Consider the following 25,303-nt stretch of genomic DNA (forward strand, 5'->3'; position numbering starts at 1 on the left):
TCGATCACCGGTTCTGGTTCGGCCTTCGCGGCGTCCCCAAAAACACCAGTCGCACCCTCAAGCAGCTGGTCCCGCCACTGTTTGATCTGGTTCGGGTGAACGTCGAAATCCTGTGCCAGCTCGATCAGCGTCTTCTCGCCCTTGATCGCGGCCACGGCCACTTTCGCCTTGAATGCCGGGCTGTGATTCCGGCGCGGTCGTTTTGTCATCATCATCTCCTCGCTTGCAGCATCATGCTGCTGTTGCGCGGAAAATCCACTTATCCCAGTTGTTCAAATTTGCGCAGCCACCTCTATTTTTTGCGCGTGTTAGACTAAGGACTTTACGATGAACTTTAGTGACCCGGAGATCCTCAACCTTTTCGGAGCAGAAGCTGCAGAAGATGAAACACCAGAAAAACTCAAGTCGTTCTTCTTTAAAAGTGATGCATACGAGAGCATTCGCTCTGACCTCCCCCTACGCGTTCTAGTAGGTAACAAGGGGAGTGGAAAGAGCGCACTCCTCTCAATGTCTCATTACAGAGACAATGAAAAGAAGGTCATGTCACTACGCATTCAACCAAACGATGTCCACAACGCATTGAGAGTTGAGTTACCTATCATACAACGGATTGAAGAACTCAAGATTGGGATCGCGAAGTTGGTTTTTGAGAAATCAATAAATCGACTAGTGTTCCGAGTCTGACGCATGTTACCGATTTCCCCTGATTTCATCGAGGGCATCTAGCGCTCGGCGTTCTCGGGCGATGATGTCTTCAGCGGTCTTGCTCCAGACGAAGGGCTTCGGCTTGGTGTTGTGCTGCAGGAGGTAGTCGTGGATCGCGTCCTCGAGATCGTCGACGCTGCAATAGCTGCCACGACGGATGCGCCTTGATGTGATTTCCGCAAAGAAGCGTTCGACGAGGTTCAGCCAGGACGCGCTGGTGGGCGTGAAATGTAACTTGAAGCGGGGGTGTTTCTCCAGCCATGCTTTGACCTCGGGCGTCTTGTGGGTAGCGTAGTTGTCGAGCACCAGATGCACGTCGCGCGGCTTGAGGACGGCCCGGTCAATGCGGCGCAAAAAGCGCAAGAACTCCTTGGCTCTGTGACGGGGCAGGCATTCACCGATGACCATGCCCGACTTGACGTCGAGGGCTGCGAACAGTGTGGTGGTCCCGTTGCGCTTGTAATCGTGGGTCATGGTGGCCGCACGACCTTTTTTGAGCGGGAGGCCCGGCTGGGTGCGGTCAAGCGCCTGGATCTGCGACTTCTCGTCGACGCAGAGCACGACCGCCCGGTCCGGCGGGTCGAGGTAAAGCCCGACGATATCGGTGACCTTCTCCTCGAACATCGGATCGTTCGAGACCTTGAACCCCTTCGTGATATGCGGTTTGAGACCGGCTTGCGCCCATATGCGCCCGACACTCGACGGCGAAATGCCGACCGCCTCGGCCATGCTCGAGCGGCTCCAGTGGGTGGCATTCGGCGGGGTCTCCTGCGCAGTTTTTGCAATCACCTTGAGGCGCGTTTCCCGCGGCAGCGGCGGCACGCGCGACGGCCGCGTCTTGTCGCGCCGGAGGCCGTCCACGCCTTCGTCAAGGTAACGCGCCTGCCAGCGCCAAACGGTGGGCTTGGACGTCTTCGCGCGCCGCATGATCTCGACGGTGCCGCAGCCGTCTGCCGTCGCCAGCACGATCTCGGCCCGCCAGACGAGCTTGCGCGCAGTGTTGCGGTTGGTGATCAGAGCTTGAAGCTCAGCACGGTTGGCAGGGCCAAGGTAAAGGCAAATGTCATCGCGTCTCATGCGCCAAATATGGCACATCAGGCCTTCAATGGGAATCCTATGTCAGGTGTGGAACACTAGGGTATGGAGTAAAAGAAGGATTTCTTGAAAACTTTCGGGCCGGCGCTACACGAGCAATATCAGAGCTGATAAATTTTACTCAATCGAAAATTCATGAAATGAAATCAGACGCACTGCTAGAAATGGCGCGAAATTTTGTCAATGATGGCGAGATTAGAGTATATATAGATGATATAGATCGAGGTTGGACCGGTACTAAGGTTGACATCGAGAACATAAGTGCACTCCTTAATGCCTGCCGTGATTTAGCAAACGAAGATAGGCGCCTGAAATTTCGGATCGGGCTGCGTGCAGATGCATATTATCTCTTTCGGACCACTGATGCTTCTGGCGACAAAGTAGCAGGCAGCGTGATACGATTGGACTGGGACAATCACCAGATCCTAGCAGTTATGGCCAAGCGCGTTGCTAACTATATGGGAGACAATGTCGACATCGATGAACTAGTAAGACAGCCACAGCTAGAAATCTCCCGACATCTGTATCCAGTTTTGACAGAGCGTTTTGAGGCAGTCGGGAAGTGGTCTAACAAACCAATACACAATGTACTACTCTCTTTCGTCCGCCGCCGTCCTCGTGATATGATAACCCTACTAAAGACATCTGCTGTGCAGGCGAGAAAGAATAAACACCAAAAAATACTCACACCAGATATACAGGAAATTCTCCCTAGCTACTCTGAGAGCTGTATTAGTGATTTAGTAATTGAGTTTAGCGCGGAACTAGAACAGGTCGAAGCCTTGCTGACAAATATGAGACCCACGAAAAAGGAGATGGGGAAACCGGGTCTGAAGTCAGTTTATGACAAGGGTGAGCTACTATCAAAGATTAAGAATATACAGCAAAGTAAAAATTTTTCATTCACCAACCGTGACCCTGTAACGCCACAAAGCTTAGCCAATTTTCTCTATAAAATAGATTTCATCATCGCAAGAAAAGAAGGTAGTGATGGTAAGATTGATCGAAAATATTTTGACCAGAATAGGATGCTACAAAGCCAATTCGTGGACTTTGGCTATTCTTGGGAAATCCATCCGGCATATCGATGGGCATTGCAACCGTATGATGCAAAAAGCGTCTTGGAGCAAATTGATGCACTCATGGACTAAGACAACTCTTTTGCAACACGAACGCCACTATAGCCGCCGCTTCAACTATCCATCTTCAGCGCCGAGATAAACGCCTCCTGCGGGATGTCCACTTTCCCGAACTGCCGCATCTTCTTTTTCCCGGCCTTCTGCTTGTCCAACAGCTTGCGCTTGCGCGTGGCGTCGCCGCCATAGCATTTCGCGGTCACGTCCTTGCGCAGCGCCGACAGCGTTTCGCGGGCGATGACCTTGCCGCCGATGGCCGCCTGGATCGGGATCTTGAACATGTGGCGGGGGATCAGGTCCTTGAGCTTTTCCACCATCGCGCGGCCGCGCATTTCGGCCCGGTCGCGGTGCACCATCATCGACAGCGCGTCGACGGGTTCGTCGTTGACCAGCACGCTCATCTTGACCAGATAATCCTCTTGGTATCCCGTCAGGACATAGTCGAAGGACGCATAGCCCTTGGTCACGGATTTCAGGCGGTCGTAGAAGTCGAACACCACCTCGTTCAGCGGCAGATCGTACACCACCATCGCGCGGCTGCCCGCATAGGTCAGGTCCAGCTGCACACCGCGGCGGTCCTGACAGAGTTTCAGCACATCGCCCAGATATTCGTCGGGCACCAGAATCGTCGCCTTGATGCGCGGTTCTTCCAGATGGTCGACATGGGTCAGGTCGGGCATGTCGGCGGGGTTGTGCAATTCGCGCATCTCGCCGTCGCGCATGTAAAGGTGGTAAACCACCGATGGGGCGGTCGTGATCAGGTCGATGTCATATTCCCGCTCGATCCGGTCGCGGATGACCTCGAGGTGCAGCAGCCCAAGGAACCCGCAGCGGAAGCCAAAGCCAAGGGCGGCGGAGGTTTCCATCTCGAAACTGAAGCTCGCGTCGTTCAGCGCCAGTTTCTCGATCGCGTCGCGCAGATCCTCGAACTGCGAGGAATCGACGGGGAAGAGGCCGCAGAACACCACGGGCTGCGCGGGTTTGAAGCCGGGGAGCGCGACATCGCACCCCTTTTTCTCGGACGTGATCGTATCGCCGACGCGGGTGTCGCGGACCTGTTTGATGGACGCCGTGATGAACCCGATTTCACCGGGGCCAAGGATGTCGACATCCTGCATCTTGGGCCGGAACACGCCGATCTTGTCGATCTGGTGGATGGTGCCGTTCGACATGAACCGCACGCGGTCGTTTTTCTTCATCGTGCCGTCGATGATCCGCACCAGCACGATGACGCCGAGATAGCTGTCGTACCAGCTATCGACCAGCATCGCCTTGAGCGGGGCGTCACGTTCACCCTGCGGGGCGGGCAGTTTGTGGACGATGGCTTCGAGCGTCTCATGGATGCCGACGCCGGTTTTTGCCGACACGCGGATCGCGCCGGATGCGTCCAGCCCGATCACATCCTCGATCTGGGCCGCGACCTGATCGCATTCGGACGCGGGCAGGTCGATCTTGTTCAGGACAGGCACGATTTCGTGGTCCGCGTCCAGCGCGTGATAGACGTTGGCCAGCGTCTGCGCCTCGACCCCTTGGGTGCTGTCCACGACCAGCAGCGATCCTTCGACCGCACGCATGGACCGCGACACCTCGTAGGCGAAATCGACGTGGCCGGGGGTGTCGATCAGGTTGAGTATGTATTTCTTGCCGTTGTCGGCAATATAGTCGATCCGCACGGTGTTGGCCTTGATCGTGATACCACGCTCACGCTCGATATCCATGCTGTCGAGCATCTGTTCTTTCATCTCGCGCGCGGACACGGTGTTGGTCGACTGGATCAGCCGGTCGGCCAGCGTCGATTTACCGTGGTCGATATGCGCCACGATCGAGAAATTGCGGATATGCGAAAGGTCTGTCATGGCTGGGATATGGTGCGGATTTCGGTTCCCGTCAATCTCGATGTTGCCGCAGGTCAAAGCGCCGCGCGGGGTTCCTTCGGCTTCGTGAATTGCATTGCCGCGCCTGACCCTGCATATTGTCATCCAGCAAGGCAGGGCGAACCTGTCGCAAGGGCAAAAGCGGGCAGAGGGCAGGCAGAATGCGGATTTTTCTGGTGATGGGTGCGGTCGCGACACTGGCCGCCTGTGGTGGCGGGCGCGTGTCCGGCGATATCAGCGAGGCCTGCAACAGCGCAGGCCGCGTCGCGGCATCGCCACAACTGTGCTCCTGTATCCAGCAGGTCGCCAATCAATCGCTGTCCGGCCGTGATCAGGCCCGCGCGGCCACGTTTTTCGCCGATCCGCAGCGCGCGCAGGACACACGCCAGTCGGACAACCGCGGTGACGAAGCGTTCTGGCAGCGCTACCGCGCATTTGCCGATCTCGCCTCGCAGGTGTGCCGTCCTGTCGCCGTATAAGGCCAACACACTGGACAGCGCCGCCCTGCCCGATATGAAGACGGCATGACACGGCACCCTTCCCCCGATGATCTGGCCCAGCGCATCCGTGCGGGCGACAGGCGTGCGCTGGCAAAGGGGATCACGCTGGTTGAAAGCGGGCGGGCGGATGACCGTGCCGCGGCCGTCGCCTTGCTCAGCGCGCTTGGCACCGACCGGCAGGCGCTGCGCATCGGGCTGTCGGGGACACCCGGTGTGGGCAAATCGACCTTCATCGAAAGCTTTGGTTTGATGCTGACAGAACAGGGCAAACGCGTCGCCGTGCTGGCGGTCGATCCGTCCTCAGGGCGCACCGGCGGGTCAATCCTGGGCGACAAGACCCGGATGGACCATCTGGCGCGCGATCCGATGGCGTTCATCCGCCCGTCCCCCAGCCAGACGCAGCTAGGCGGTGTCGCCCGCCGCACGCGCGAGGCTGTGGCCCTGTGCGAAGCAGCGGGGTTCGACATCGTGCTGATCGAAACCGTGGGTGTGGGCCAGTCCGAAACCATGGTCGCGCAAATGGCTGATCTGTTCGTCCTGCTGCTCGCCCCTGCGGGGGGCGATGAATTGCAGGGCGTCAAGCGCGGCATCATGGAAATGGCCGACCTGATTCTGGTGAACAAGGCCGACGGCGATCTGAAATCGCAGGCCACGCGCACCTGTGCTGATTATGCCGGTGCCTTGCGCCTGCTGCGCAAACGCCCGCAAGACCCCGAAGGTTTCCCCAAGGCCATGACGGTGTCCGCGCTGGAACAGCACGGGATCGCTGCCGCATGGGATGATATGCAGCATCTTGCCGGTTGGCGGCGCGCGCAGGGGCTTTGGGACCAGATCCGCAAGGATCAGGCCAACCATTGGTTCACCGAGGATCTGCGCCAAGGTCTGCTGCAATTGCAACTCGAAGATCCCGCAACCCGCGCACGGATCAAGGCGGCGCAGGATGCCGTGGCCTCGGGGGCTTTGTCGCCAACTGCCGCCGCCGCCCAAGTGCTTGGCCCGCTGCGCGGCGACTGAATTGATACATCCGCAATGGCAAAGCGGGTTGACGCTGTCCGGGAATCCGCCTATTTCGCGCTGATCTTATACCGACCCTGCATTGCGGGGTTCCAACCCGTATGCAGGATGTCCCGCCAATCTGGCCGGCGATATCCCTCAGAACAAGGAAAACGCCCATGTCGCGCCGTTGCGAATTGACTGGAAAAGGCCCGATGTCTGGCAACAACGTCAGCCACGCCAAGAACCACACCCGCCGCCGGTTCCTGCCGAACCTTCAGGACGTGACGCTGCAGTCCGACGTGCTGGGCCGTTCGTTCAAGCTGAAAATCTCGAACGCGGCGCTGCGCACCGTCGATCACCGCGGTGGTCTGGATGCGTTCATGGCCAAAGCGAAAGACGCGGAGCTTTCGGCTGATGCGCTGAAGATCAAGAAAGAGATCGCCAAGGCGACCGCTGCCTAAGCCAGCGACGCAAGGCTGAAGTCTTGAACGCGGTCGTGCAAACGGCCGCGTTTTGCGTTGTGCAGCCGAGCTTGACCGCGCCTGCCGCCCGCGTCAGACCGTTACCATGACCGACCTGCCCATTGACACAATCCTGCCCGATCTGGTCACAGCCCTTGGCCAGCACGGCCGCGCCGTACTGCAAGCGCCGCCCGGTGCGGGCAAGACCACGCGCGTCCCGCTGGCCATGCTGGAGGCCGGGCTGACCACGGGCAAGATCGTCATGCTGGAACCCCGCCGCCTTGCCGCGCGCGCCGCCGCCGAACGGCTGGCAGAATCGCTGGGCGAATTGCCCGGCCAGACCGTCGGCTACCGGATGCGCGGCGAAAGCCAGCCCGGCACCCGCATCGAGGTCGTGACCGAAGGCATCCTGACCCGCATGATCCAGTCCGACCCCGCGCTGACCGGCGTCGGTGCCGTGATCTTCGACGAATTCCACGAACGGTCCCTGAACGCCGATCTGGGGCTGGCGCTGGCCTGGGAAGCGCGCGGCGTGCTGCGCCCAGATCTGATCCTGCTGGTGATGTCGGCCACACTGGACGCGGCCCCTGTCGCCGCCATGCTGGATGACGCGCCGGTCGTCACGTCGCAGGGGCAATCCTATCCCGTCACCGCGCATTTTCTGGACAACGCCCTGCCCAAAACCACCCGCCTGCCGCAGGCCACCGCCGATCTGGTGGTCCGCGCGGTGCAGGAAACCACTGGCGGCGTTCTGGTCTTTCTGCCCGGCGAAGGCGAGATCAGGGCGACCATGGCCGCCCTGTCAGGCCGCCTGCCGGACGATTGCGTGATCCGCCCGCTCTATGGCGCGCTGCCGTTCAAGGACCAGCGCGCAGCGCTCTCCCCCGTCACGTCAGGGCGCAAGGTCGTGCTGTCCACGTCTATCGCCGAAACCTCGCTGACGATCCCCGATATCCGCGTTGTCGTGGATGCGGGCCGCGCCCGCCGCGCGCGGTTCGATCCCGGCTCCGGCATGTCGCGCTTGGTTACCGAACGGGTCAGCCGCGCCGAGGCCACCCAACGTGCCGGTCGCGCGGGCCGTGTCGCCCCCGGTGACGCCTACAAGCTTTGGACCAAAGGCGAGGATGGCGCCCTGCCCGCCTTCGCGCCTGCGGAAATCGAGGCCGCCGATCTGGCAAGCCTTGCGCTGGAACTCGCCGTCTGGGGCAGCGATGATCTGGCCTTTCTGACCCCGCCACCCGCCGCCGCCCTGGTCGAGGCGCGCGCCCTGCTGCACAGCCTTGGCGCGCTGGATGGCAATCTGCGGATCACGGCGCATGGGCGCGCGCTGGCGGCGCTGCCGTTGCATCCGCGCCTTGGGCATATGCTGCAAAAGGCAGGCGCACAGGCTGCCCCGCTTGCCGCGCTGCTGGCCGCGCGCGACCCTTTGCGCGGCGCACCCGTCGATCTGGCGCTGCGGATACAGGCGCTGCAAGGCCGCTACGACGGGCCGGGACAGGTCAATCCTGCGGCCCTTGCCCAGATCAAGCCCGAAATCCCCCGCCTTGCCAGAGGCTTGCCCAAAGCTGCGCCGATGACGCTCGCTGAACAGGCCGCACTCGCCTATCCCGACCGGATCGGGCTGCGGCGCAAGGGCGATGCGCCACGCTATCTGCTGTCGGGCGGCAAAGGGGCGGTGATCGACAGCGCCGATCCGCTGGCCGGGCAACGGCTGATCGTGGCAACCGATCTGGACGGCGACAAGCTTGAAGCGCGCGTCAGGCAGGCGACAGCGATCACGGATGCCGAATTGCGCGGGCTCTTTGCCGACCGCATCGTGTGGCACGACCTCTGCCAATGGTCACGGCGCGACGGCAAGGTGCTGGCGCGCAGACAGGAACGGTTTGGCGCGCTGGTGCTGGATGACCGCGTCTGGTCCGATGCGCCCGACGACGCGGTGGCGCGGGCCATGCTGGACGGTGTGCGCCAGCTCGGGCTGCAATTCTCGCCCGCCGCACGGCGGTTTCAGGCGCGGGTCGCCTTGGTGGATGGTCTGCCTGCCATGGATGATGCAACGCTGATGGACACCCTCGACGACTGGCTGCTGCCCTATCTTGCGGGCGCGCGCAGCGCAGAGGACTGGAAACGGTTTGACGCGCTGCCCGCGCTGCGCGCCATGCTGGACTGGGACCAGATGCAAAGGCTCGATACCGCGGCCCCCGCAAGCTTTGAGACTCCCTTGGGCCGCAAAATCCCCATCGACTATGACGATGCGACACCCGCGATCACCCTGCGCCTGCAGGAAATGTTCGGCACCACGCGCCACCCGATGGTGGGCCGCGTGCCCTTGCGGATCACGCTCTTGTCGCCGGGGCAGAAACCCGTGCAAGTCACACAGGACATCGTGGGCTTTTGGGCCACATCCTATGCGGATGTGCGCCGCGACATGCGCGGTCGTTACCCGCGCCACCCCTGGCCGGAGGATCCGACCGAGGCGGACCCCACGCTGCGCGCCAAACCGCGCGGCACGTGATCTCATCTTCCGAGCACAAATATCCCCGCCGGAGGCATAAAATCTTTTCGGCTCAACGCCCCAGGCAATAGCGCATGATCGCCTTTTGCGCATGCAGACGGTTTTCCGCCTCGTCGAAGATCACAGAATTGGGGCCGTCCATGACGCTGCTGGTCGCCTCGTCCTCGCGGTGGGCGGGCAGGCAGTGCATGAACAAGGCATCCGGTTTCGCCTTGGCCATCAGCGCGTCGTTGACCTGATAGCCGCGCAGCTGGTTGTGGCGGCGTTCGCGGGCGGATTGCGGGTCGTGCATCGACACCCAGGTATCCGTGACCACCAGATCGGCACCCTGCACCGCCTCATTCGGGTCGCGCACGATGGTGTAAAGCCCGTCCAGCGCCGGGTCGGGGTCAAGCGGTGGCGGTCCCGTAAACACCAGATCGAAATCGAACTGCTTGGCGGCATGGGCGAAGCTGGCAAAGACGTTGTTGCCGTCGCCGGACCAGACGACCTTTTTGCCTTTGATCGGGCCGTTATGTTCCTCGAAGGTCATGATATCGGCCATGATCTGGCAAGGATGCGTGCGGTTGGTCAGACCGTTGATCACCGGCACAGAGGCATATTCCGCCATATCGAGCAGGGTCTGTTCCTCGAACGTGCGGATCATGATCAGATCGACATAGCGCGACAGCACGCGCGCGGTGTCAGCGATGGTCTCGCCATGGCCAAGCTGCATGTCGGTGCCCGACAGCACCATCGTCTGCCCGCCCATCTGCCGCACGCCCACGTCGAATGACACACGCGTCCGCGTCGATGGTTTTTCAAAGATCAGCGCGACCATATGGCCCGCCAGCGGCTGTTCGGCGTCAGGCGTGCCTTTGGGCAGCCCGTCGCGGGCGTCTTTCATCCGGCGCGCGTTGGAAATGATCGCGGACAGATCGTCCGCGGGGGTGACATGGATATCGAGAAAATGATTCATACTATTCGCTTTTATTGGGCCGGTCCAAACGGCCGATGTTCAGAGGTGGGTCATGACCTGCACCAGTTTGCCGTCTTTGGTCGGCGCCAATCGTCGCTTGAGAAACCCGGCCTTGGCATAGGTTGCGATGGCGCGGGTGTCGGTGGTGTTCGGCCCGACCGCGACCATCGGATATTGCAGCCGCAAATGCCGCAGGCGGGCGGTGATATAGGATGCAGGATGGTCCTGCCCGATAAAATCGCTGTCGCCCACAAAGGTCGCCATGACCCGTGCCCCTGCAGGCAGATCGCCATATTGCGGCATGGTGAAGGCACGCGCGTCATGGTCGTGGATATAGGCGAACGGATGGCCGTTCAGCGTCACGAGCCGCATGTCGATCTGCGGGTTGTCGAGGTCTTTTTCCATCATCATCAACTGCTTTACAGTATCCGGCCACCAGACCCTGACATGCGCCAACCGGAACCAGCGTTCCAGCAGCGGCATCTGCGCCGCGGTCAGTTTGGGGAACTCATAATTACGCATGTTCCCTTTGCATCTGGACAGCCGCCGCGTCCAGCCTTACGGCGGCCAGCCCGATCTCCTCGTCCGTGATGGTCAAGGGGGGCAGGAGCCGGATGACGTTATCCGCCGCAGGCACCGTCAGCACGCCTTGGTCGTACCCCGCCTTGACCACATCGGTGTTGGTGGCCCTGCATTTCAGCCCCAGCATCAGCCCCGACCCGCGCACTTTCTCGAACACATCGGGATGGGCGGCAACGAGCCCTTCCAGCTTTTGGCGCATCAGGCCGGCCTTGCGGTTCACCTCGGCCAGAAATGCGGGGGTGGCGATGATCTCCATCACCCGCACACCGACGGCGCAGGCCAGCGGGTTGCCGCCATAGGTCGACCCATGCGTGCCCGCCGTCATGCCAGAGGCCGCGTTTTCCGTGGCAAGCACCGCCCCCAAGGGAAAGCCCCCGCCGATGCCCTTGGCGACCATCATGATGTCAGGCGTGATCCCTGCCCATTCATGCGCAAAGAGCTTTCCGGTCCGGCCCATGCCGCATTGCACCTCGTCCAAAATCATCAGAATGCCGTGCTGGTCGCACAGATCACGCAGACCCTTCAGGCAGGCATCGGGTAGCGGGCGGATGCCACCTTCGCCCTGCACGGGTTCGACCATGATCGCGGCGATCTTGTCGGTGGCGGTGGCGTTCAGCGCGTCATGGTCGCCGAATTCCAGATGCGTGAAACCGGGCAGCAGGGGGCCAAAGCCTTTGGTCATCTTTTCGGACCCCGCCGCCGAAATCCCCGCGCTCGAGCGGCCATGAAACGATCCGGTAAAGGTGATGATCTCGGTCCGCTCGGGCTGGCCTTTGTCATACCAGTATTTGCGCGCCATCTTGACCGCGAGTTCACAGGCTTCGGTGCCGGAATTGGTAAAGAAAACCGTATCCGCGAAAGTATGTTCCACCAGCAGATCAGCCAGCTTTTGCTGGGCAGGAATGTGATAGAGATTGGACACATGCCACAGCGATTGCGCCTGCGTCGTCAGCGCCTCGACCAGCGAAGGATTGGCGTGGCCCAGCGCATTGACCGCGATGCCTGCCCCAAGGTCCAGAAAGCGGCGCCCGTCTGCCTCGGTCAGCCACGACCCCGCCCCTGACGTGAATGTCAGGGGCGCGCGCGAATAGGTCGGCAGAACAGATGCGATCATGGGATCATCCTTTTCAATACGCCAGATTGGTGCAGGACCAATGCAGCAGAGTCAATTTATTTGGGGTGTTGGTGGCAGACGGAAATCAGCCGCGCGCGAAATCGCGTCGGCGTCGAAGGCTTTGATGAAAGCTATCCGTCATATAGTATTGATAGCGCGTCGGCTGCGCCAAGAGAAGTCAGAAATCGGCACCGAGATAAATTTCATTTTGCGGGCGCCGAACAGGCGGAGGGTTTTTTAGGTCCCTCCGTCGGGTCGGTGTTTATCAACAAAAACCAAGTCGGCACGCGGCGGAAGATGCCCCGCCACCTGCCCAGGATCCTTGCGGGTGCTGTTCTGAACCGCGCCCGAGACGTTTGCCGATTGCCATTGTCAGGCCCTCGGATCACAAGGCTGCGCATGACCCTGCGCGCGCCCAACCCACCGCTTGCCATCGCCTTCATGCTGACCGCGACCGCGTTCATCGCAGGCACGATGATCCTTGCGAAGCTGTTGGGCACGGGCACGCTGGGTGAACCGTTCCACCCATTGCAGGTCAGTCACGGGCGGTTCCTGTTCGCGTTTCTGGCACTGGCGATGGTCGCCGCCGTGGTGAAACCCAAGATCAGGCAACCCGACCTGCGGCTGCACGTCGGACGTACGGCCTTTGGGTGGGGGGTGTGACGTTGATGTTTGCGGCTGTCGCGTTCATCCCGCTGTCGGACGCGACCGCGATCAGTTTCCTGAACCCTGTCTTTGGCATGCTGCTGGCGATCCCGCTTCTGGGCGAAAAAGTCGGCCCATGGCGTTGGGTCGCCGCGGCGACCGCGCTGATCGGGGCGCTGGTCCTGCTGCGACCAGGGCCGGAGACGTTCCAAATCGCGGGGCTTCTGGCGCTGGGGGCCGCGGTCCTGATGGGGATGGAGCTGATCTTTATCAAGAAGCTGGCCAATCGCGAACCGCCGTTCCAGATCCTGCTGGTGAACAACGCGATCGGGCTTTGCATTGCAACCATGGCGGTCGTACCGGTCTGGGCCATGCCGACACCGGGGCAATGGGCGGCACTGGCCGGGATCGGCGTGCTGATGGCTGCGGCGCAAACCTGTTTCATCAACGCGATGGCGCGGGCGGACGCCAGTTTCGTCACGCCGTTCAGTTACTTGACGCTTGTGTTCGCCGCGCTTTACGACGGCATTTTCTTTGATGTAGTCCCCGACGGGATCAGCCTGCTGGGTGCGGCAATTATCCTCAGTGGCGCAACATTGCTCGCCTGGCGCGAGAAAATAAGGCAAACTGTCAACTAACTGATTTTTATTACGACAAATTGCAGCCACGATGCCGTGGTAGGTAGCCCCGCATGAACGAGGTTTATGAGTATCGCCATGCGCGCGGCAAAGGTGTGATTTGGCTCAGCGGCATGGGTGTCGTACTCTTGCTCGTCGCCATCTCTGTTGCGGATGCAACAGACCTGATCTGGCTTGTGTGGGTGCTGGCGGCGCTGACACTGGCGCTGATGCTTGTACCTCGCCCGGTGTCGGGTATCCGCGTCGATTACACCTATCTGGTCTTGTCTGCCTGGCACCGCCCGCGGTCGATCGCGCTGGACGACATCGCTTATCTGCGGGCGACGCAGGCCGACCCCGAAACCAACATCGTCATCGTCTACAAGGACGGCACCGAAGAAAAGACGTTCAGCCGCGACATGCCGGACCTCGAAACGCTTGTCTATGTCATGGCGGCGCGCGGCATTCCGGTGCGTAATATCTATTAGGCGGATCACGCCTTGAGGCGGTAACCCGTCTTCATCCAGCGGTGACAGATCGCAAGCACGACGACACAACTGCCCGCCACGACCCAAAGGCCCGTCCAAGGACTGCTGTCACTGACGCCGATCATACCGAAACGGACGCCATCGATGATATAGAAAAACGGGTTCGCATGGCTCAGCGTCTGCAGCAAAGGCGGCAAGGCGTCGATGGAATAGAACGTCCCCGACAGGAACGCGAGAGGTGTGACAAGAAAGTTGGTGATCGCGGACAATTGGTCGAACTTGTTGGCATAGATCCCCGCGATCATGCCAAGCGCGCCCATCAGGACCGACCCCAGCACCACGAAAGTCACGGCCCAGCCTGGATGCGCCAGCCCCACATTCAAAAAGACGAACGACCCCGCCGCGATAACAACGCCCACCAGCGCACCGCGCGCGACGGCCCCGCCGATATAGCCTGCCACCAGTTCCGACGCCGACAAAGGCGGCATCAGCGTGTCGACGATATTGCCCTGCACCTTGGCCGAGGCCAGGCTGGAGGATGTATTAGCGAATGCGTTCTGGATCACCGTCATCGTCAGGATGCCCGGCACAAGAAAGGTCATGAAATCCACACCCATGACATCGCCGCGTTGCGATCCGATGGCGATGGTAAAGATCATCAGGAAGAGCCCCGCATTGATCAGGGGCGCCATCACCGTCTGCGCCCAGACATTCAGAAAGCGCCGGATCTCGCGGATGGTCAGGGTCCAGGCGCCCAGCCAGTTCACCCGCCCGAAGCGGCGCACACCCATGTCAATCTTGCTTGTCATTCATTCGGTCCTTTGTCTTGGGTCGAGACATACCCTATCCTGCCCGCGTGGCCAGCCCGATCTGGCCGGGCAAGAGGACAAAACAATGCGACTGATCCTGTTTTTGACCTGCGCGCTTTGGCCCTTGGCGGCCATCGCCGATACCGTGCCTCCGGTTCTGCCGGCCCTTTACGAGGTGGTAGGTGTCGCGTCCGACGATCAGCTCAACATCAGGGCAGAGCCGAATGCAGGCTCTGACATCATCGGCGCGCTGGCCTTTGACCGCACGGCGGTCCAAGTCATCATGTTCAGCACCGCAGGGGGCTGTGCCCTGGTCAACCATCAGGAACGTGCGGGTTGGGTCGCCGCGCGGTTCCTGCAACGCAGCGCGCCTGTCGATGGGCCTTTGGGCTTTTCGGCACGCAATCTGTCCTGCTTTGGCACGGAACCTTTCTGGTCGATGCAGATCACCGACGGTCGCGTGGCGCTGTCTACCCCCGAAGGTATCGCGCAGCATCCGGTCACCGCGGTCTACGGCAGTGGCTCGGAGGCATCTCCTGGCGCGAACACTGTCTTTTTCGACTGGTCGGCCGATGGTGTGCCTGTACGGTCACATATCCTGCCCGGCATATGCGGCGACGGGATGAGCGATCTGGCCTTCGGATTGCATTATATCGACGATGCCTTCGGGCATCGGGGCTGTTGCAGCCTGTCCTGAGGCCACAGCCTGCCGGAACTTGTGCAAAAGGCGCCGGACCGCCTTCACATCACCCGCAGCAGTGACTAGTATGGGTGGCTAGACAAGGCGTGGCGCGACCCTGACGGGGTATCCGGCCAGCAAACCGAAGGAAGTCATATGTCCTGGACAGACGAGCGCGTCGAGACGCTCAAGAAGATGTGGGGCGACGGCCAGTCCGCCAGCCAGATCGCCAAGGAACTGGGCGGTGTGACCCGCAACGCCGTGATCGGCAAGGTCCACAGGCTGGGCCTGTCCAATCGCGCCGGCAGCGGGGCTGCAACGCCTGTTGCAAAACCCGCGCCCAAGGAAAAACTGGCCGAAGCGGTCGAGATTCCGAGCGCAAAGCCTGCCAGCAAGCCCGCGCCAAAGGCTAAGCCGAGTGTCGCCGTCGCCATCAAGGAAGACATCGAACTCGACGAGAACGGCATCCCGATTTCCGCCGCCCGCCGCGCGATCATTCCCGCAGGACAACCGCTGCCGCCGCAACCATCGGCCAACGAGATCAGCCCCGAGGCGCTGGCCAAGGTGAACGAGGTCGAAAAGACCGCCAAGCGGCTGACGCTGATGGAATTGACCGAAAAAACCTGCAAATGGCCCGTGGGCGATCCCGCTACCGAAGATTTCTGGTTCTGCGGTCTGCCCGTCCAGCAAGGCAAACCCTATTGCGAGGCGCATGTGGGTGTGGCGTTCCAGCCGATGTCGGCACGGCGCGACCGGCGGCGTTAAAATCCCTGTAGGGTGGGTCAAGTCCCACCTTACCAGCGCGCTTTGGACCGTCTATAGGGGGCTATGACACAGAATCCGCCCTCACTCCGTCCCGATCTTGCCCGCGCGCAAGTCACCGATACCCGCCGCGATGGCCAGCCGACCATCGGCATGGTCAGCCTTGGCTGCCCCAAGGCGCTGGTCGACAGCGAACGTATCCTGACCCGCCTACGCGCCGAAGGCTACGCGATCAGCGCCGATTACGCAGGCGCCGAGGCGGTCATCGTCAACACCTGCGGGTTCCTTGACAGTGCCAAGGCCGAAAGCCTTGATGCCATCGGTGAAGCCCTGCGCGAAAACGGCAAGGTCATCGTGACGGGCTGTCTGGGGGCCGAACCCGATTACATCCGCGAACATCATCCGCGAATTCTGGCCGTCACCGGACCACATCAATACGAACAGGTGCTCGACGCCGTGCATCTGGCGGTGCCGCCCAGCCCCGACCCGTTCATCGACCTTTTGCCTGCGACGGGTGTCAGCCTGACACCGCGCCATTACAGTTATCTGAAGATTTCCGAAGGCTGCAATCACAAGTGCAAATTCTGCATCATCCCCGACATGCGCGGCAAACTGGCCAGCCGCCCCGCCCATGCGGTGCTGCGCGAGGCGGAAAAGCTGGTGCAGGCAGGCGTGCGCGAATTGCTGGTCATTTCGCAGGACACCTCAGCTTACGGGCTTGACCGCAAATACGACCTGAACCCGTGGAAAGACGGGCAGGTGCGCAGCCATATCACCGACCTGACGCGCGAACTGGGACAGCTCGGCGCTTGGGTGCGGCTGCATTACGTCTATCCCTATCCGCATGTGCGCGACCTCATCCCGCTGATGGCGGACCCTGCCAACGGCGTGTTGCCCTATCTCGACATTCCGTTCCAGCATGCCCACCCCGATGTGCTTCGGCGCATGGCGCGGCCTGCGGCGGGGGCGAAAACGCTGGATGAAATCGCCGCATGGCGCAGCATCTGCCCCGATATCACCCTGCGCAGCACCTTTATCGTAGGCTATCCGGGCGAGACTGAGGCGGAATTCCAGCACCTGCTCGACTGGCTGGACGAGGCGCAACTCGACCGCGTGGGATGTTTTCAGTATGAAAACGTCGCGGGCGCCCGGTCCAATGCCCTGCCCGACCATGTGCCGGCCGAGGTCAAACAGGACCGCTGGGACCGTTTCATGGAAAAGGCGCAGGCCATTTCCGCCGCCAAACTGGCCGCCAAGGTCGGCAAGCGGCTGGAGGTCATCGTGGACGACATCGACACCGACGGCATCGCGACCTGCCGCACATGGGCCGACGCGCCAGAGATCGACGGCAACCTGTTCATCGACAAAGGGACAGACACGCTGTCCGTGGGCGATATCGTGCAGGTTGTGGTGGATGAGGCAGGGGAGTATGATTTGTGGGGTGGGGTAGTTTGAACCTTCTTTATTCTAGCAACAGGCGCAAAGATTCAAACTGTTGAAGAAATTCTTCGGCATCCGAACTCTCGAAGCTCGGATCTCTCCAGTCTAACGACTGACAGGATACTGGCCCCGAGTTAGCACCGATTTCAGAATTGCAGTCGACAAAAAGATACGGACTAGTCATATCCACTGTATCACTAGACAGTGTGATCTTCCCCGAGTTCTCAAGGTCCATCACCACATCTCGATTGATAACACTCCAACCTGATGGGATTGAACCAAAATTGGCGTTTTCAATAGGTGCAATGCCAAACGCGGAAGGCTCAACGCTCGCTCGTTCAAGCACTGCGCGATCAAGTAGTGGTATTAAAGATTGAAGACGTCCATCCATGTGGGAGTAACTTCTTAGAAGCTCTTTTACATCGTCGTCCAAGGACGTGACGCGTCCCTCAATAACTGAAAACAGTGTGAAGCTGCCACCTAAAACGGTTAGTGTCGCTGCGATTATCCAGCGATAAAAATGTGTAGCTGGGACAGTGACAAGTGTTTCGTCCAACTTATGTTTTGGTTGATCTGACACATTAATTCTCCATCCCAAAACTATGCACTAGAAAAATAGAGTTTTTCCGCTTGTGGCAAAAATCGTGGCCCTCATATATTTTCTTCCTAGAGCATCGTATCCCGCTTAATTTACAACTTAAAATAAATCAAATCAATCATTGTGGATGTACTTTGAGAGGCTTTCTTGCTTGCACTACCCTAGGTCCTAAGCTCGACACCCCCCAACCCAATAAAAAAACACACCGCTCTCGCGATGCGCTCTCTGGTTCCCTTCCGGCTGGCTTGGCTTACGACGTCACTTCCCTTGCGGCAGAGAAGCTGCAGCCATAGCCGTCGCTGGCCGCGGGCGTCGGGGTTTGTGCGGGGGTCAGGCCGCAGCTTTGCGTGGCTGCGTTGAAGGTCATGCCCACGGGGCAGCTTTGGGCCACGGGTTCGGCGGGGGTAGGCAGGGTCGTTTCCTGGGCGAATGCCGCGGCGGGCAGCATGGCCAAGGCAAGTACGATCAAACGCATGTCGTCCTCCTGTGTTGACACTAGGTCAAGCATAGGCCGGAACGCGGAAATCACAAACGTTCCAGAACGTCGCACCCTGAAATCGCGCGTCAGACCGCCTGCAAGCCGCGCAAATGGGCAAATTCGTCGCGGTTTTCGCAATATGCGGGCGCTTGCGGCAGGACCGGCATCGCCGCCAGCAGCTTGTCGCATTTGCCGACTTGGCTGCAGCCACGGCAGCGCGTAACCATATCGGCATAGTCGGGCGCGTCGATCTGGCGTTCGTCCAGCGCGGTCGACAGGTTGACCCCGCAGGCCTTGGACATCTTCACCACTCGCAGGAAATGTTCGCGCATGTCACCCAATGTTTGCATCTTGGACCTCCATTTGATGCACCCAGATTGGCACGGGTGATTCCCGTGGTCCTTGCGCTGGATCAAATGGGCGTCACAAGACGAGCCCCGCGATGACGCAGACCCAGGCCACGCCGACCGCGATCCCGGTGACCGCAACAGCCGCCGACCCGCAATCCTTGGCGTATTTGGCCGCATCCCGCCGCGTCAGCCCGATGTCGTCGACGACCCGTTCGATCGCTGTGTTCACGCATTCCGCCGCCAGCACGAAAAGGCCCCCCATCAGCAGCATCCCCCGTTCCGCCCCCGAGAGCGGCAGCACGAAGGCCAGTACGCCAAAGACCGCGTTCAGCACCAGCCATTGCGCCATCGACCCTTCGGTGCGGCAGACATGGACGAACCCGTCCCACGACCAGATCGCCCTTTGCCGCACCCGCATCACCTGTCGCCACATGGCATCTCCCTTTCCCGTTACCCCGAGCGCAAAATGCTGCAATGTGCGCGGCCTGCCAAGACCTCCGCGTGACCCTACGGAACATTTGACGCGCGGACAGAGTCATCCACATCATGAAAGAGCTTGGAGTTCGCCATGTATCCCACCCCCGCCCGATCCGAACGCATCGCCGACGGCACTGTGCATGCGCTTGGCGTGATTGGCGCGGTGGCGGGCGCGGTGGTGTTGCTGGTCTGGGCGGCGGGTACCGCAAGCGCCGCACAGATCACCGCGCTTGCTGTCTATGGTGCCACGCTGATCGCGACCTTCGTCGCCTCGGCGGCCTATCATCTGGTGCCATGGCACGACATCCGCCCCGTCCTGCGCCGGTTCGATCATGCCGCGATCTATCTGAAAATCGCGGGGACCTATACGCCGCTGGTGGTGATGATCGGCAGCGGTTTTGCCTATCTGGTGCTGGGGATCGTCTGGGCGCTGGCGCTGATCGGCGTGGTGCTCAAGCTGTTTTTCTGGCGTGCGCCGGGGCGGTTCGGCCCCGCGCTCTATCTGGTGATGGGCTGGCTCAGCGTTGCACTTGTCTGGTCGCTTTGGCCCATCGTGCCGCTATCCACCATGATCCTGATCGCGGTCGGCGGGTTGCTTTATACTGCAGGCGTGCCGTTCTACGCAGCCGAGCGGTTGCGCTATTCCACGGCGATCTGGCACGGATTCGTCTTGGTCGCCTCGGCCTGTTTCTTCATCGCCATCGCGACAGGTGTGGCGGCACAGGGCTAAAGCGTCGCCGCAACCTCGCGCACCACGCGCAGCCGGTCGGCATTGGCCGGATGCGTGCCAAGGAAACGGTTGCCCGGATCAGGGATGCGGAAAAAGAATTCGGACCCGCGCAACGGGTTGAACCCCGCCGCATGGGCGATACGGGTGCCCGTGGCATCGGCCTCCAACTCGAAATTGCGGGAATAGGCGCGCGCGGCGACGGTCGCCCCCAATTGCTGGGCGGACTGAATCGCATCGGGCGAATTGCCCCCCAAGGCCCCCGCCAAGCCGCCGATCAGCGTCGCCCCCAAAACGGCATTCTGCTGCTGGCGCGCGATATGGCCTTCGATGTGATGCGCTGTCTCATGGGCCAGCACAAAGGCGATTTCATCGACATTGCGCGCATCCGAGATCAACCGTTCGGTGAACACGATGACAGGGCGGCCAGAGCGGTCAAGCGTCTGATAGGCGTTCATCGGCGCGCCGGGCCGGTCGTCCACAAGGATCAGGAAATCGCAGTTGCTGTTGTTGCCACGCTGGCGGCAGATCTGCTCGGCCACAGGTTCGATCCGGGTCACGGCGGTGCGGAAATTCGCCATTGTCTGCCCCGCAGGCAGGCGCGCACCGCTGTCGATTGGCGGCTGTACCACTGGCGTCGCGCGCGACGGAGGAGGTGCCGTGTCAAGCGGCGCACAAGCGGCCAGAACCAAGGCGAAAAGAACCGCGACAAGACGCATATGTTGCTCCGGCAAATGGCAGGGTAAAACAAACAATAGCATGTTGCCGCTGCCCTGCCAGTCACGATTGCTTGGCTTGCGATGACCCGCTAGGCTGATTTCATGTTTAGCATCGAACACGATTATGACGCGACCGTGGTGACCCTTGTCGACGAGGGCAAATCGCCGTTGCGCGAGGATGTGATCATCAACGCCTTTGATGATTGCGTGACACTGACCCAATATGATCCGCGCAGCGACAGCGACGTGCAGATCACCATGTCGATGACCCAGTTGCGCGACCTGCAAGCCGCCCTCGACCTGCCCGAAGGCATCTACAGGCTGCGCAAGGCATGACGACGGGCTTTTTCTGGGACGAACGCTGTTTCTGGCATGGCGGTGGCAATTATGCGGGCATGCTGCCGGTGGGTGGGCTGGTGCAGCCGCTGGATGGCGGCTTGCCGGAAAGCCCGGAAACCAAGCGCCGGTTGAAGAACCTGATCGAGGTGACGGGTTTGGCCCGCGATCTGGCCATGCACGGGGCCGCACCTGCCAGCACCGACGATCTGCTGCGCGTGCATCCCGCGCAGTATCTGGACCGGTTCAAGGCGCTGTCGGATGCCGGTGGCGGCGAATTGGGCCGCCGCACGCCCTTCGGTCCCGGCGGATACGAGATTGCGGCGCTGTCGGCGGGGCTGGCCAAAGCCGCGCTTTTCGCCGTGCTCAAAGGCGAGATGGACAATGCCTATGCTTTGTCGCGCCCGCCCGGCCATCACTGCCTGCCGGATTTTCCCAACGGGTTCTGCCTGCTCAACAATATCGGCATCGCGATCGAGGCTGCGCGCACGGCGGGCCTTGCCCAGCGGTTCGCCGTGCTCGACTGGGATGTGCATCACGGCAACGGGACCGAAGCCGTTTTCTATGACCGCGCCGATGTGCTGACCGTGTCGATCCATCAGGACCGCAATTATCCTATGGATACCGGAGCTTTTGCCGACCGCGGTGCCGGGGCGGGTATGGGTTTCAACCTCAACATCCCGCTGCCGCCCGGCACCGGACACAAGGGGTATCTGGCGGCGATGGACCGCCTTGCCCTGCCCGCGATCCGCGCTTTTGCGCCTGATGTGCTGATCATCGCCTGCGGTTATGACGCGGCGGCGAACGATCCGTTGGGGCGGATGCTGGCCACGGCGGAAACCTTTGCCCAGATGACCGGACAGGTGATGGACCTTGCGCGCGACATCTGCGATGGGCGGTTGGTGATGGTTCACGAAGGTGGGTATTCGGAAACCTATGTGCCGTTTTGCGGACATGCGGTGCTGCAAAGGATGTCCGGCAGCGATGTCGACGCTCCCGACCCGTTTTCCGGGGTGTTTCCACTGAGACAGCCAGACGCCCGGTTCGATGCTTATCTAGACACCGTGTTCGACCAGATGACCGGACGCTTGCAGACATGAAAAAGGCGCGCCCGGTACGGGCGCGCCTTCGATCAGGTCAGTCTCTCAAACTTGCGCGATCAGTCGTCGCTAGATGTTTCAAGCACTTCGACGACTGGCGTCATGTCGTTACCGGTGCAGACGATCTCGACATCGGAGATTGTCGTTTCTTGCAACGAACCACCCTCTGATGCGGCAACCAGCTCACTCAGCATGGACTCTTGATCCAACTGTTCCATGGCCAGAAACTCGGCGCAGGTTGTTTCATTCATGTCTGTCATCGTTTGTGCAGAAACAACGCCTGCTACAAAGGTCAGGGCGAAGGCGGTTGTTGCGAAAATCTTATTCATGTTTTTTCTCCGTCTCAATTAGGTCTGCGTCATGCGCAGCTGTCTAGTCAACGGACGTCGCACCAATCCTTTCCACGTTTCATGATCACGAAAATCACAAGGAATAGTGATCGACGATTTTTCTCACCGCAGCGACGTCGCATAGGTTTCTAGCTGCGTCGTCGCGGTGCCCCATCCGTCGAAGAAGCCCATGTCTGCGTGAGACTTGCATGTCTCGGGCGTCCTGTGCCGCGCGGTGGCGGTATAGATCGTGCCCCCTGCGCCATCATCCGAAAACGTCAGGATCGCGGTCATGAAAGGGTCGGCGGCAGGTTTCCACCCTTCGGTATAGGTGTCGGTAAAGACCAGCCGTTCGCCATCCACGATTTCAAGAAAGACGCCTTTATTCTGGATGATGGTGCCATCGACGTCGAAGGTCGTGTTGAACCGGCCGCCGACACGCAGGTCGATCTCGCAGGCGGTCACGGCATTCGGCTTTGGCACGAAGAAGTATTTGATGTGATCAGGCGTCGTCCAGCATTCCCAGATCAGCCGCCGCGGCGCGGCAAGTATGCGCGTAAAGCTCAGATCGGTTTCGGGATCGAGGATCATGTGTCGCGTTCCTTTCAAAGCCATCATGTGATCGCCCGACCGGCGGGGCGACGGCCTTGGGTGACACGGATTGCGGCCCACGTCACTTGGGATTGATCGTGACCAATCGTCATCGTCTTTGCGCGTGCAGCCGTTGCCTCTGACGGTTGGACCCCTTATCTCTGTTCCACTCAACCGCAGGAGCCGCCATGCCCACGCCAAACCCCGAAGCTCTTGCCTTTCTGTTGTCGCGCCGGTCGCGCCCTGCAAAGACGCTGGCCATGCCGGTCCCGGATCAGGCCATGGTGGAAACGCTCCTGACCGCCGCCGCGCGCACGCCCGATCATGGCAAGCTGGAACCCTGGCGCTTTGTCGTGCTGACAAAGCCTGCGCTGACCCGCCTTGCAGCCCTTGTGCCTGCGCGCGGCGCGGCTTTGGGCATCGCGCCTGACCGGATCGCCAAGGCGCAGGACCAATATGCCATGGCCGATCTGGCCGTTGCGGTGGTCAGCAGCCCCAAGGCGTCCGACAAGATTCCACCGGTCGAACAGGTCTATTCTGCGGGGGCTGTCTGTCTGGCCTTGGTAAACGCAGCCCTTGCGGCGGGTTGGGGGGCGAACTGGCTGTCCGGCTGGCCAAGCCACGACCGCGATTTCATCCGTGACGGGCTGGGACTGTCCGATCATGAAAGCATCGCCGGGCTGATCCACATTGGCACGGAAACCAGCGCGCCACCGGACCGGCCTAGGCCAGACCTTGCAGCAATCACGACGTGGATGACTGCATGATCCTGTCGTCCTTCCTGCTGGCAATCTCACAGATGAACGACCCCCGGTTTCGCAGTGTGCTGTGGCGGGGTGTCGGGCTGACCATCGCGCTGCTCGTCGGACTCTATGCAGGCGTGCTCTGGCTGATCCAGATACTGACCGCCGAACCGATCATCCTGCCCGGCGTCGGTCAGATCACTTGGCTGGGCGATCTGCTAAGCTGGGGATCGCTTGGCGTGATGATCGTGCTTTCGGTGTTCCTGATGGTGCCGGTGGCTTCGGCCATCACGTCGCTGTTTCTGGACGAGGTGGCGCAGGCGGTCGAGGACAAACATTTTCCAGACTTGCCGGCGATGCCCTCCGTGGGTTTTTTCGAAGGGCTGCGTGATACGGTCAGTTTCCTCGGCCTGCTGATCGCGGCCAACCTGCTGGCCTTCATACTCTACGCCGCTCTGCCCTATGCGGCGTTTTTCATCTTTTATGCGCTCAACGGGTTCCTGCTGGGGCGCGAATATTTCCAGCTTGCCGCGATGCGCCGGATCGGCCGGGCGGATGCAAAAGATTTGTGGAAACGCCACCAGGGCACGATCTGGCTGGCCGGTTGCCTGATGGCGGTGCCGCTGTCATTCCCGTTCATCAACCTGCTGATCCCCGTGTTGGGGGCAGCGACCTTTACCCACCTGTTTCACAGGCTCAATCGCTGAGGGTTGCAGGCCCCATCCGGTCGAACATGTCGATGTCACGGACCGAGATGACCCCCGACAGGATGATCGCCGCGATCACGCACCAGATCGGCACGGCCCAATAGGTTGTGATTTTCGCCTTCCGGCCGACCTGCGCATCCGCCGGGGCCGAGGCATGGGTGCCCGGCACGATCTCGCCCGTGTCGCCCTGACTGACCATGCGCAGCGGGAGGACGATGAAGAACACCATCGACCAGATAACCATGAACAGAACGATTCCCGATGTGATACCCACGATGTTTCCTTTCGTCGTTGCCTGTCAGATACGCCGTTTTCAGACCTGTTCAAGCTCGATCAGGCAACCGTTGAAATCCTTGGGGTGCAGGAACAGCACGGGTTTGCCATGCGCGCCGATCTTGGGCTCGCCCCCGCCCAGCACACGCGCGCCCTGCGCAAGCAGGTGATCGCGCGCGGTCAGGATGTCGTCGACCTCGTAGCAGACATGGTGGATGCCGCCGGACGGGTTCTTGTCCAGAAAACCCTGAATCGGCGACTGATCGCCCAAAGGATAGAGCAATTCGATCTTGGTGTTGGGCAGCGCGATGAAAACCACGGTCACGCCGTGGTCCGGTTCATCCTGCGGCGCTCCGACATCGGCACCGAGCATCTGGCGATATTGCGCACTTGCCGCAGCCAGATCGGGCACGGCGATGGCGACATGGTTCAGGCGTCCGATCATTGCGATCCTCCTTGTTGCGTTCCCGTTATGCCGGAGCAGGCCAGACGGTGCAACGCA

At 60.8% G+C, this 25,303-nt stretch carries 31 protein-coding genes and 1 pseudogene; 16 read left to right on the plus strand and 16 right to left on the minus strand.

Annotated features, from left to right (window positions below):
• Positions 1-209, minus strand: a 209-nt coding sequence (locus tag H147_RS0116460; protein ID WP_026352652.1) for a transposase, incomplete at its 3' end; no start/stop codon positions are given.
• A gap of 118 nt (positions 210-327) precedes the next feature.
• Here H147_RS0116460 and H147_RS0116465 point away from each other — a divergent pair.
• Positions 328-684, plus strand: a complete 357-nt coding sequence (locus tag H147_RS0116465; protein WP_019956494.1) for an ORC-CDC6 family AAA ATPase — start codon at positions 328-330, stop codon at positions 682-684.
• Positions 685-690: 6 nt separating this feature from the next.
• On the opposite strand, the gene H147_RS0116470 is transcribed toward H147_RS0116465, so the two are convergent.
• Positions 691-1,782: an IS630 family transposase gene (locus H147_RS0116470; RefSeq protein WP_019956495.1), complete on the minus strand. Its 1,092-nt coding sequence runs from the start codon at positions 1,780-1,782 to the stop codon at positions 691-693.
• A gap of 128 nt (positions 1,783-1,910) precedes the next feature.
• Here H147_RS0116470 and H147_RS19980 point away from each other — a divergent pair, with 128 nt between their 5' ends.
• Positions 1,911-2,951: a P-loop ATPase, Sll1717 family gene (locus tag H147_RS19980; RefSeq protein WP_375342058.1), complete on the plus strand. Its 1,041-nt coding sequence runs from the start codon at positions 1,911-1,913 to the stop codon at positions 2,949-2,951.
• A 41-nt stretch (positions 2,952-2,992) separates the two neighbouring features.
• Here H147_RS19980 and lepA read toward each other — a convergent pair whose 3' ends face one another.
• Positions 2,993-4,792: a translation elongation factor 4 gene (lepA, locus tag H147_RS0116480; protein WP_026352627.1), complete on the minus strand. Its 1,800-nt coding sequence runs from the start codon at positions 4,790-4,792 to the stop codon at positions 2,993-2,995.
• Between the two features lie 179 nt (positions 4,793-4,971).
• Here lepA and H147_RS0116485 point away from each other — a divergent pair, with 179 nt between their 5' ends.
• The 4 genes from H147_RS0116485 (at position 4,972) to hrpB (ending at position 9,279) form a co-directional block, all read left to right on the plus strand.
• The gene (locus H147_RS0116485; RefSeq protein WP_019956498.1) at positions 4,972-5,289 is read left to right on the plus strand and encodes a hypothetical protein; all 318 of its coding nucleotides are present in this window, start codon (positions 4,972-4,974) and stop codon (positions 5,287-5,289) included.
• Between the two features lie 45 nt (positions 5,290-5,334).
• Entirely contained in the window at positions 5,335-6,324 is a 990-nt protein-coding gene (meaB, locus tag H147_RS0116490; protein ID WP_019956499.1) for a methylmalonyl Co-A mutase-associated GTPase MeaB, read from the plus strand.
• Between the two features lie 158 nt (positions 6,325-6,482).
• Positions 6,483-6,767 (plus strand): 50S ribosomal protein L28, encoded by a 285-nt coding sequence (rpmB, locus tag H147_RS0116495; protein ID WP_026352628.1) that lies wholly within the window; start codon positions 6,483-6,485, stop codon positions 6,765-6,767.
• 106 nt (positions 6,768-6,873) lie between these two features.
• Positions 6,874-9,279: an ATP-dependent helicase HrpB gene (gene hrpB / locus H147_RS0116500; protein WP_019956501.1), complete on the plus strand. Its 2,406-nt coding sequence runs from the start codon at positions 6,874-6,876 to the stop codon at positions 9,277-9,279.
• A gap of 52 nt (positions 9,280-9,331) precedes the next feature.
• On the opposite strand, the gene argF is transcribed toward hrpB, so the two are convergent.
• The 3 genes from argF to H147_RS0116515 are packed head-to-tail and all read right to left on the minus strand — an operon-like array spanning position 9,332 to position 11,933.
• On the minus strand, positions 9,332-10,237 hold the full coding sequence (gene argF, locus H147_RS0116505; protein ID WP_019956502.1) for an ornithine carbamoyltransferase: 906 nt from the start codon (positions 10,235-10,237) through the stop codon (positions 9,332-9,334).
• Between the two features lie 39 nt (positions 10,238-10,276).
• Positions 10,277-10,759, minus strand: coding sequence for a GNAT family N-acetyltransferase (locus H147_RS0116510; RefSeq protein WP_019956503.1), 483 nt, complete (start codon positions 10,757-10,759; stop codon positions 10,277-10,279).
• Positions 10,752-11,933, minus strand: a complete 1,182-nt coding sequence (locus tag H147_RS0116515; protein ID WP_019956504.1) for an aspartate aminotransferase family protein — start codon at positions 11,931-11,933, stop codon at positions 10,752-10,754. The genes H147_RS0116510 and H147_RS0116515 overlap by 8 nt, the downstream gene beginning before the upstream one ends.
• A gap of 399 nt (positions 11,934-12,332) precedes the next feature.
• On the opposite strand from H147_RS0116515, the pseudogene H147_RS19985 reads away from it, so the two are divergent.
• A pseudogene (locus H147_RS19985) lies at positions 12,333-13,216 on the plus strand (DMT family transporter).
• 53 nt (positions 13,217-13,269) lie between these two features.
• Positions 13,270-13,683 (plus strand): hypothetical protein, encoded by a 414-nt coding sequence (locus H147_RS0116530; RefSeq protein WP_019956506.1) that lies wholly within the window; start codon positions 13,270-13,272, stop codon positions 13,681-13,683.
• A 5-nt stretch (positions 13,684-13,688) separates the two neighbouring features.
• Here H147_RS0116530 and H147_RS0116535 read toward each other — a convergent pair whose 3' ends face one another.
• The gene (locus H147_RS0116535; protein WP_019956507.1) at positions 13,689-14,492 is read right to left on the minus strand and encodes an ABC transporter permease; all 804 of its coding nucleotides are present in this window, start codon (positions 14,490-14,492) and stop codon (positions 13,689-13,691) included.
• Positions 14,493-14,577: 85 nt separating this feature from the next.
• On the opposite strand from H147_RS0116535, the gene H147_RS20405 reads away from it, so the two are divergent.
• The 3 genes from H147_RS20405 (at position 14,578) to rimO (ending at position 17,388) form a co-directional block, all read left to right on the plus strand.
• Entirely contained in the window at positions 14,578-15,189 is a 612-nt protein-coding gene (locus H147_RS20405) for a hypothetical protein (protein ID WP_019956508.1), read from the plus strand.
• A 138-nt stretch (positions 15,190-15,327) separates the two neighbouring features.
• Positions 15,328-15,936 carry a GcrA family cell cycle regulator gene (locus tag H147_RS0116545; protein ID WP_019956509.1) on the plus strand — a complete coding sequence of 203 codons (609 nt, stop codon included), beginning with the start codon at positions 15,328-15,330 and terminating at the stop codon, positions 15,934-15,936.
• A 63-nt stretch (positions 15,937-15,999) separates the two neighbouring features.
• Complete coding sequence (gene rimO, locus H147_RS0116550) at positions 16,000-17,388, plus strand: 30S ribosomal protein S12 methylthiotransferase RimO (protein WP_019956510.1); 1,389 nt, start codon at positions 16,000-16,002, stop codon at positions 17,386-17,388.
• A gap of 7 nt (positions 17,389-17,395) precedes the next feature.
• On the opposite strand, the gene H147_RS21080 is transcribed toward rimO, so the two are convergent.
• From H147_RS21080 to H147_RS0116565, 4 genes are all read right to left on the minus strand, one after another.
• Complete coding sequence (locus tag H147_RS21080; RefSeq protein ID WP_162561701.1) at positions 17,396-17,929, minus strand: hypothetical protein; 534 nt, start codon at positions 17,927-17,929, stop codon at positions 17,396-17,398.
• A 292-nt stretch (positions 17,930-18,221) separates the two neighbouring features.
• Positions 18,222-18,446 (minus strand): hypothetical protein, encoded by a 225-nt coding sequence (locus H147_RS0116555; protein WP_110571021.1) that lies wholly within the window; start codon positions 18,444-18,446, stop codon positions 18,222-18,224.
• An 89-nt stretch (positions 18,447-18,535) separates the two neighbouring features.
• Positions 18,536-18,799 carry a DUF6455 family protein gene (locus tag H147_RS0116560; RefSeq protein ID WP_019956512.1) on the minus strand — a complete coding sequence of 88 codons (264 nt, stop codon included), beginning with the start codon at positions 18,797-18,799 and terminating at the stop codon, positions 18,536-18,538.
• A 73-nt stretch (positions 18,800-18,872) separates the two neighbouring features.
• Complete coding sequence (locus H147_RS0116565) at positions 18,873-19,232, minus strand: diacylglycerol kinase (protein ID WP_019956513.1); 360 nt, start codon at positions 19,230-19,232, stop codon at positions 18,873-18,875.
• A 135-nt stretch (positions 19,233-19,367) separates the two neighbouring features.
• Here H147_RS0116565 and trhA point away from each other — a divergent pair, with 135 nt between their 5' ends.
• The gene (trhA, locus tag H147_RS0116570) at positions 19,368-20,006 is read left to right on the plus strand and encodes a PAQR family membrane homeostasis protein TrhA (protein WP_019956514.1); all 639 of its coding nucleotides are present in this window, start codon (positions 19,368-19,370) and stop codon (positions 20,004-20,006) included.
• Here trhA and H147_RS0116575 read toward each other — a convergent pair.
• Positions 20,003-20,722: a M48 family metallopeptidase gene (locus H147_RS0116575; RefSeq protein ID WP_019956515.1), complete on the minus strand. Its 720-nt coding sequence runs from the start codon at positions 20,720-20,722 to the stop codon at positions 20,003-20,005. The two genes, trhA and H147_RS0116575, sit on opposite strands and share 4 nt — an antisense overlap.
• 102 nt (positions 20,723-20,824) lie before the next feature.
• Here H147_RS0116575 and H147_RS0116580 point away from each other — a divergent pair, with 102 nt between their 5' ends.
• Both H147_RS0116580 and H147_RS0116585 read left to right on the plus strand, forming a co-directional pair.
• Positions 20,825-21,058 (plus strand): DUF8831 family protein, encoded by a 234-nt coding sequence (locus tag H147_RS0116580; RefSeq protein WP_019956516.1) that lies wholly within the window; start codon positions 20,825-20,827, stop codon positions 21,056-21,058.
• A complete protein-coding gene (locus H147_RS0116585) occupies positions 21,055-22,158 on the plus strand; it encodes a histone deacetylase-like amidohydrolase (protein WP_019956517.1) in 1,104 nt (367 codons plus the stop codon). Before H147_RS0116580 ends, H147_RS0116585 begins: the two co-directional genes overlap by 4 nt.
• A gap of 59 nt (positions 22,159-22,217) precedes the next feature.
• Here H147_RS0116585 and H147_RS0116590 read toward each other — a convergent pair whose 3' ends face one another.
• Complete coding sequence (locus H147_RS0116590; RefSeq protein ID WP_019956518.1) at positions 22,218-22,487, minus strand: hypothetical protein; 270 nt, start codon at positions 22,485-22,487, stop codon at positions 22,218-22,220.
• A 123-nt stretch (positions 22,488-22,610) separates the two neighbouring features.
• Positions 22,611-23,078: an SRPBCC family protein gene (locus tag H147_RS0116595; RefSeq protein ID WP_019956519.1), complete on the minus strand. Its 468-nt coding sequence runs from the start codon at positions 23,076-23,078 to the stop codon at positions 22,611-22,613.
• Positions 23,079-23,266: 188 nt separating this feature from the next.
• On the opposite strand from H147_RS0116595, the gene H147_RS0116600 reads away from it, so the two are divergent.
• Both H147_RS0116600 and H147_RS0116605 read left to right on the plus strand, forming a co-directional pair.
• On the plus strand, positions 23,267-23,845 hold the full coding sequence (locus tag H147_RS0116600; RefSeq protein WP_019956520.1) for a nitroreductase family protein: 579 nt from the start codon (positions 23,267-23,269) through the stop codon (positions 23,843-23,845).
• A complete protein-coding gene (locus tag H147_RS0116605) occupies positions 23,842-24,528 on the plus strand; it encodes an EI24 domain-containing protein (protein WP_019956521.1) in 687 nt (228 codons plus the stop codon). The genes H147_RS0116600 and H147_RS0116605 overlap by 4 nt, the downstream gene beginning before the upstream one ends.
• On the opposite strand, the gene H147_RS0116610 is transcribed toward H147_RS0116605, so the two are convergent.
• Entirely contained in the window at positions 24,518-24,802 is a 285-nt protein-coding gene (locus H147_RS0116610; RefSeq protein ID WP_026352629.1) for a DUF1467 family protein, read from the minus strand. The genes H147_RS0116605 and H147_RS0116610 overlap by 11 nt on opposite strands.
• A 39-nt stretch (positions 24,803-24,841) precedes the next feature.
• Complete coding sequence (gene mce, locus H147_RS0116615) at positions 24,842-25,246, minus strand: methylmalonyl-CoA epimerase (protein WP_019956523.1); 405 nt, start codon at positions 25,244-25,246, stop codon at positions 24,842-24,844.
• Between the last annotated feature and the right edge of the window lie 57 nt (positions 25,247-25,303).

It is taken from the genome of Yoonia vestfoldensis DSM 16212, assembly GCF_000382265.1.
GTDB lineage: Bacteria > Pseudomonadota > Alphaproteobacteria > Rhodobacterales > Rhodobacteraceae > Yoonia > Yoonia vestfoldensis.

Bases quoted from the DNA above. Each gene is read 5' to 3' on its own strand.
- H147_RS0116595 (WP_019956519.1), bottom strand. From the start codon at position 23,078: ATGATCCTCGATCCCGAAACCGATCTGAGCTTTACGCGCATACTTGCC.
- H147_RS0116555 (WP_110571021.1), bottom strand. From the start codon at position 18,446: ATGCGTTTGATCGTACTTGCCTTGGCCATGCTGCCCGCCGCGGCATTC.
- H147_RS0116470 (WP_019956495.1), bottom strand. From the start codon at position 1,782: ATGAGACGCGATGACATTTGCCTTTACCTTGGCCCTGCCAACCGTGCT.
- H147_RS0116590 (WP_019956518.1), bottom strand. From the start codon at position 22,487: ATGAATAAGATTTTCGCAACAACCGCCTTCGCCCTGACCTTTGTAGCA.
- H147_RS0116510 (WP_019956503.1), bottom strand. From the start codon at position 10,759: ATGCGTAATTATGAGTTCCCCAAACTGACCGCGGCGCAGATGCCGCTG.
- H147_RS0116530 (WP_019956506.1), top strand. From the start codon at position 13,270: ATGAACGAGGTTTATGAGTATCGCCATGCGCGCGGCAAAGGTGTGATT.
- H147_RS0116575 (WP_019956515.1), bottom strand. From the start codon at position 20,722: ATGCGTCTTGTCGCGGTTCTTTTCGCCTTGGTTCTGGCCGCTTGTGCG.
- H147_RS20405 (WP_019956508.1), top strand. From the start codon at position 14,578: ATGCGACTGATCCTGTTTTTGACCTGCGCGCTTTGGCCCTTGGCGGCC.
- mce (WP_019956523.1), bottom strand. From the start codon at position 25,246: ATGATCGGACGCCTGAACCATGTCGCCATCGCCGTGCCCGATCTGGCT.
- H147_RS0116580 (WP_019956516.1), top strand. From the start codon at position 20,825: ATGTTTAGCATCGAACACGATTATGACGCGACCGTGGTGACCCTTGTC.
- trhA (WP_019956514.1), top strand. From the start codon at position 19,368: ATGTATCCCACCCCCGCCCGATCCGAACGCATCGCCGACGGCACTGTG.
- H147_RS0116465 (WP_019956494.1), top strand. From the start codon at position 328: ATGAACTTTAGTGACCCGGAGATCCTCAACCTTTTCGGAGCAGAAGCT.
- H147_RS0116585 (WP_019956517.1), top strand. From the start codon at position 21,055: ATGACGACGGGCTTTTTCTGGGACGAACGCTGTTTCTGGCATGGCGGT.
- H147_RS0116600 (WP_019956520.1), top strand. From the start codon at position 23,267: ATGCCCACGCCAAACCCCGAAGCTCTTGCCTTTCTGTTGTCGCGCCGG.
- rimO (WP_019956510.1), top strand. From the start codon at position 16,000: ATGACACAGAATCCGCCCTCACTCCGTCCCGATCTTGCCCGCGCGCAA.
- H147_RS0116535 (WP_019956507.1), bottom strand. From the start codon at position 14,492: ATGACAAGCAAGATTGACATGGGTGTGCGCCGCTTCGGGCGGGTGAAC.
- meaB (WP_019956499.1), top strand. From the start codon at position 5,335: ATGACACGGCACCCTTCCCCCGATGATCTGGCCCAGCGCATCCGTGCG.
- lepA (WP_026352627.1), bottom strand. From the start codon at position 4,792: ATGACAGACCTTTCGCATATCCGCAATTTCTCGATCGTGGCGCATATC.
- H147_RS0116515 (WP_019956504.1), bottom strand. From the start codon at position 11,933: ATGATCGCATCTGTTCTGCCGACCTATTCGCGCGCGCCCCTGACATTC.
- H147_RS0116565 (WP_019956513.1), bottom strand. From the start codon at position 19,232: ATGTGGCGACAGGTGATGCGGGTGCGGCAAAGGGCGATCTGGTCGTGG.
- hrpB (WP_019956501.1), top strand. From the start codon at position 6,874: ATGACCGACCTGCCCATTGACACAATCCTGCCCGATCTGGTCACAGCC.
- rpmB (WP_026352628.1), top strand. From the start codon at position 6,483: ATGTCGCGCCGTTGCGAATTGACTGGAAAAGGCCCGATGTCTGGCAAC.
- argF (WP_019956502.1), bottom strand. From the start codon at position 10,237: ATGAATCATTTTCTCGATATCCATGTCACCCCCGCGGACGATCTGTCC.
- H147_RS0116560 (WP_019956512.1), bottom strand. From the start codon at position 18,799: ATGCAAACATTGGGTGACATGCGCGAACATTTCCTGCGAGTGGTGAAG.
- H147_RS0116485 (WP_019956498.1), top strand. From the start codon at position 4,972: ATGCGGATTTTTCTGGTGATGGGTGCGGTCGCGACACTGGCCGCCTGT.
- H147_RS0116605 (WP_019956521.1), top strand. From the start codon at position 23,842: ATGATCCTGTCGTCCTTCCTGCTGGCAATCTCACAGATGAACGACCCC.
- H147_RS0116545 (WP_019956509.1), top strand. From the start codon at position 15,328: ATGTCCTGGACAGACGAGCGCGTCGAGACGCTCAAGAAGATGTGGGGC.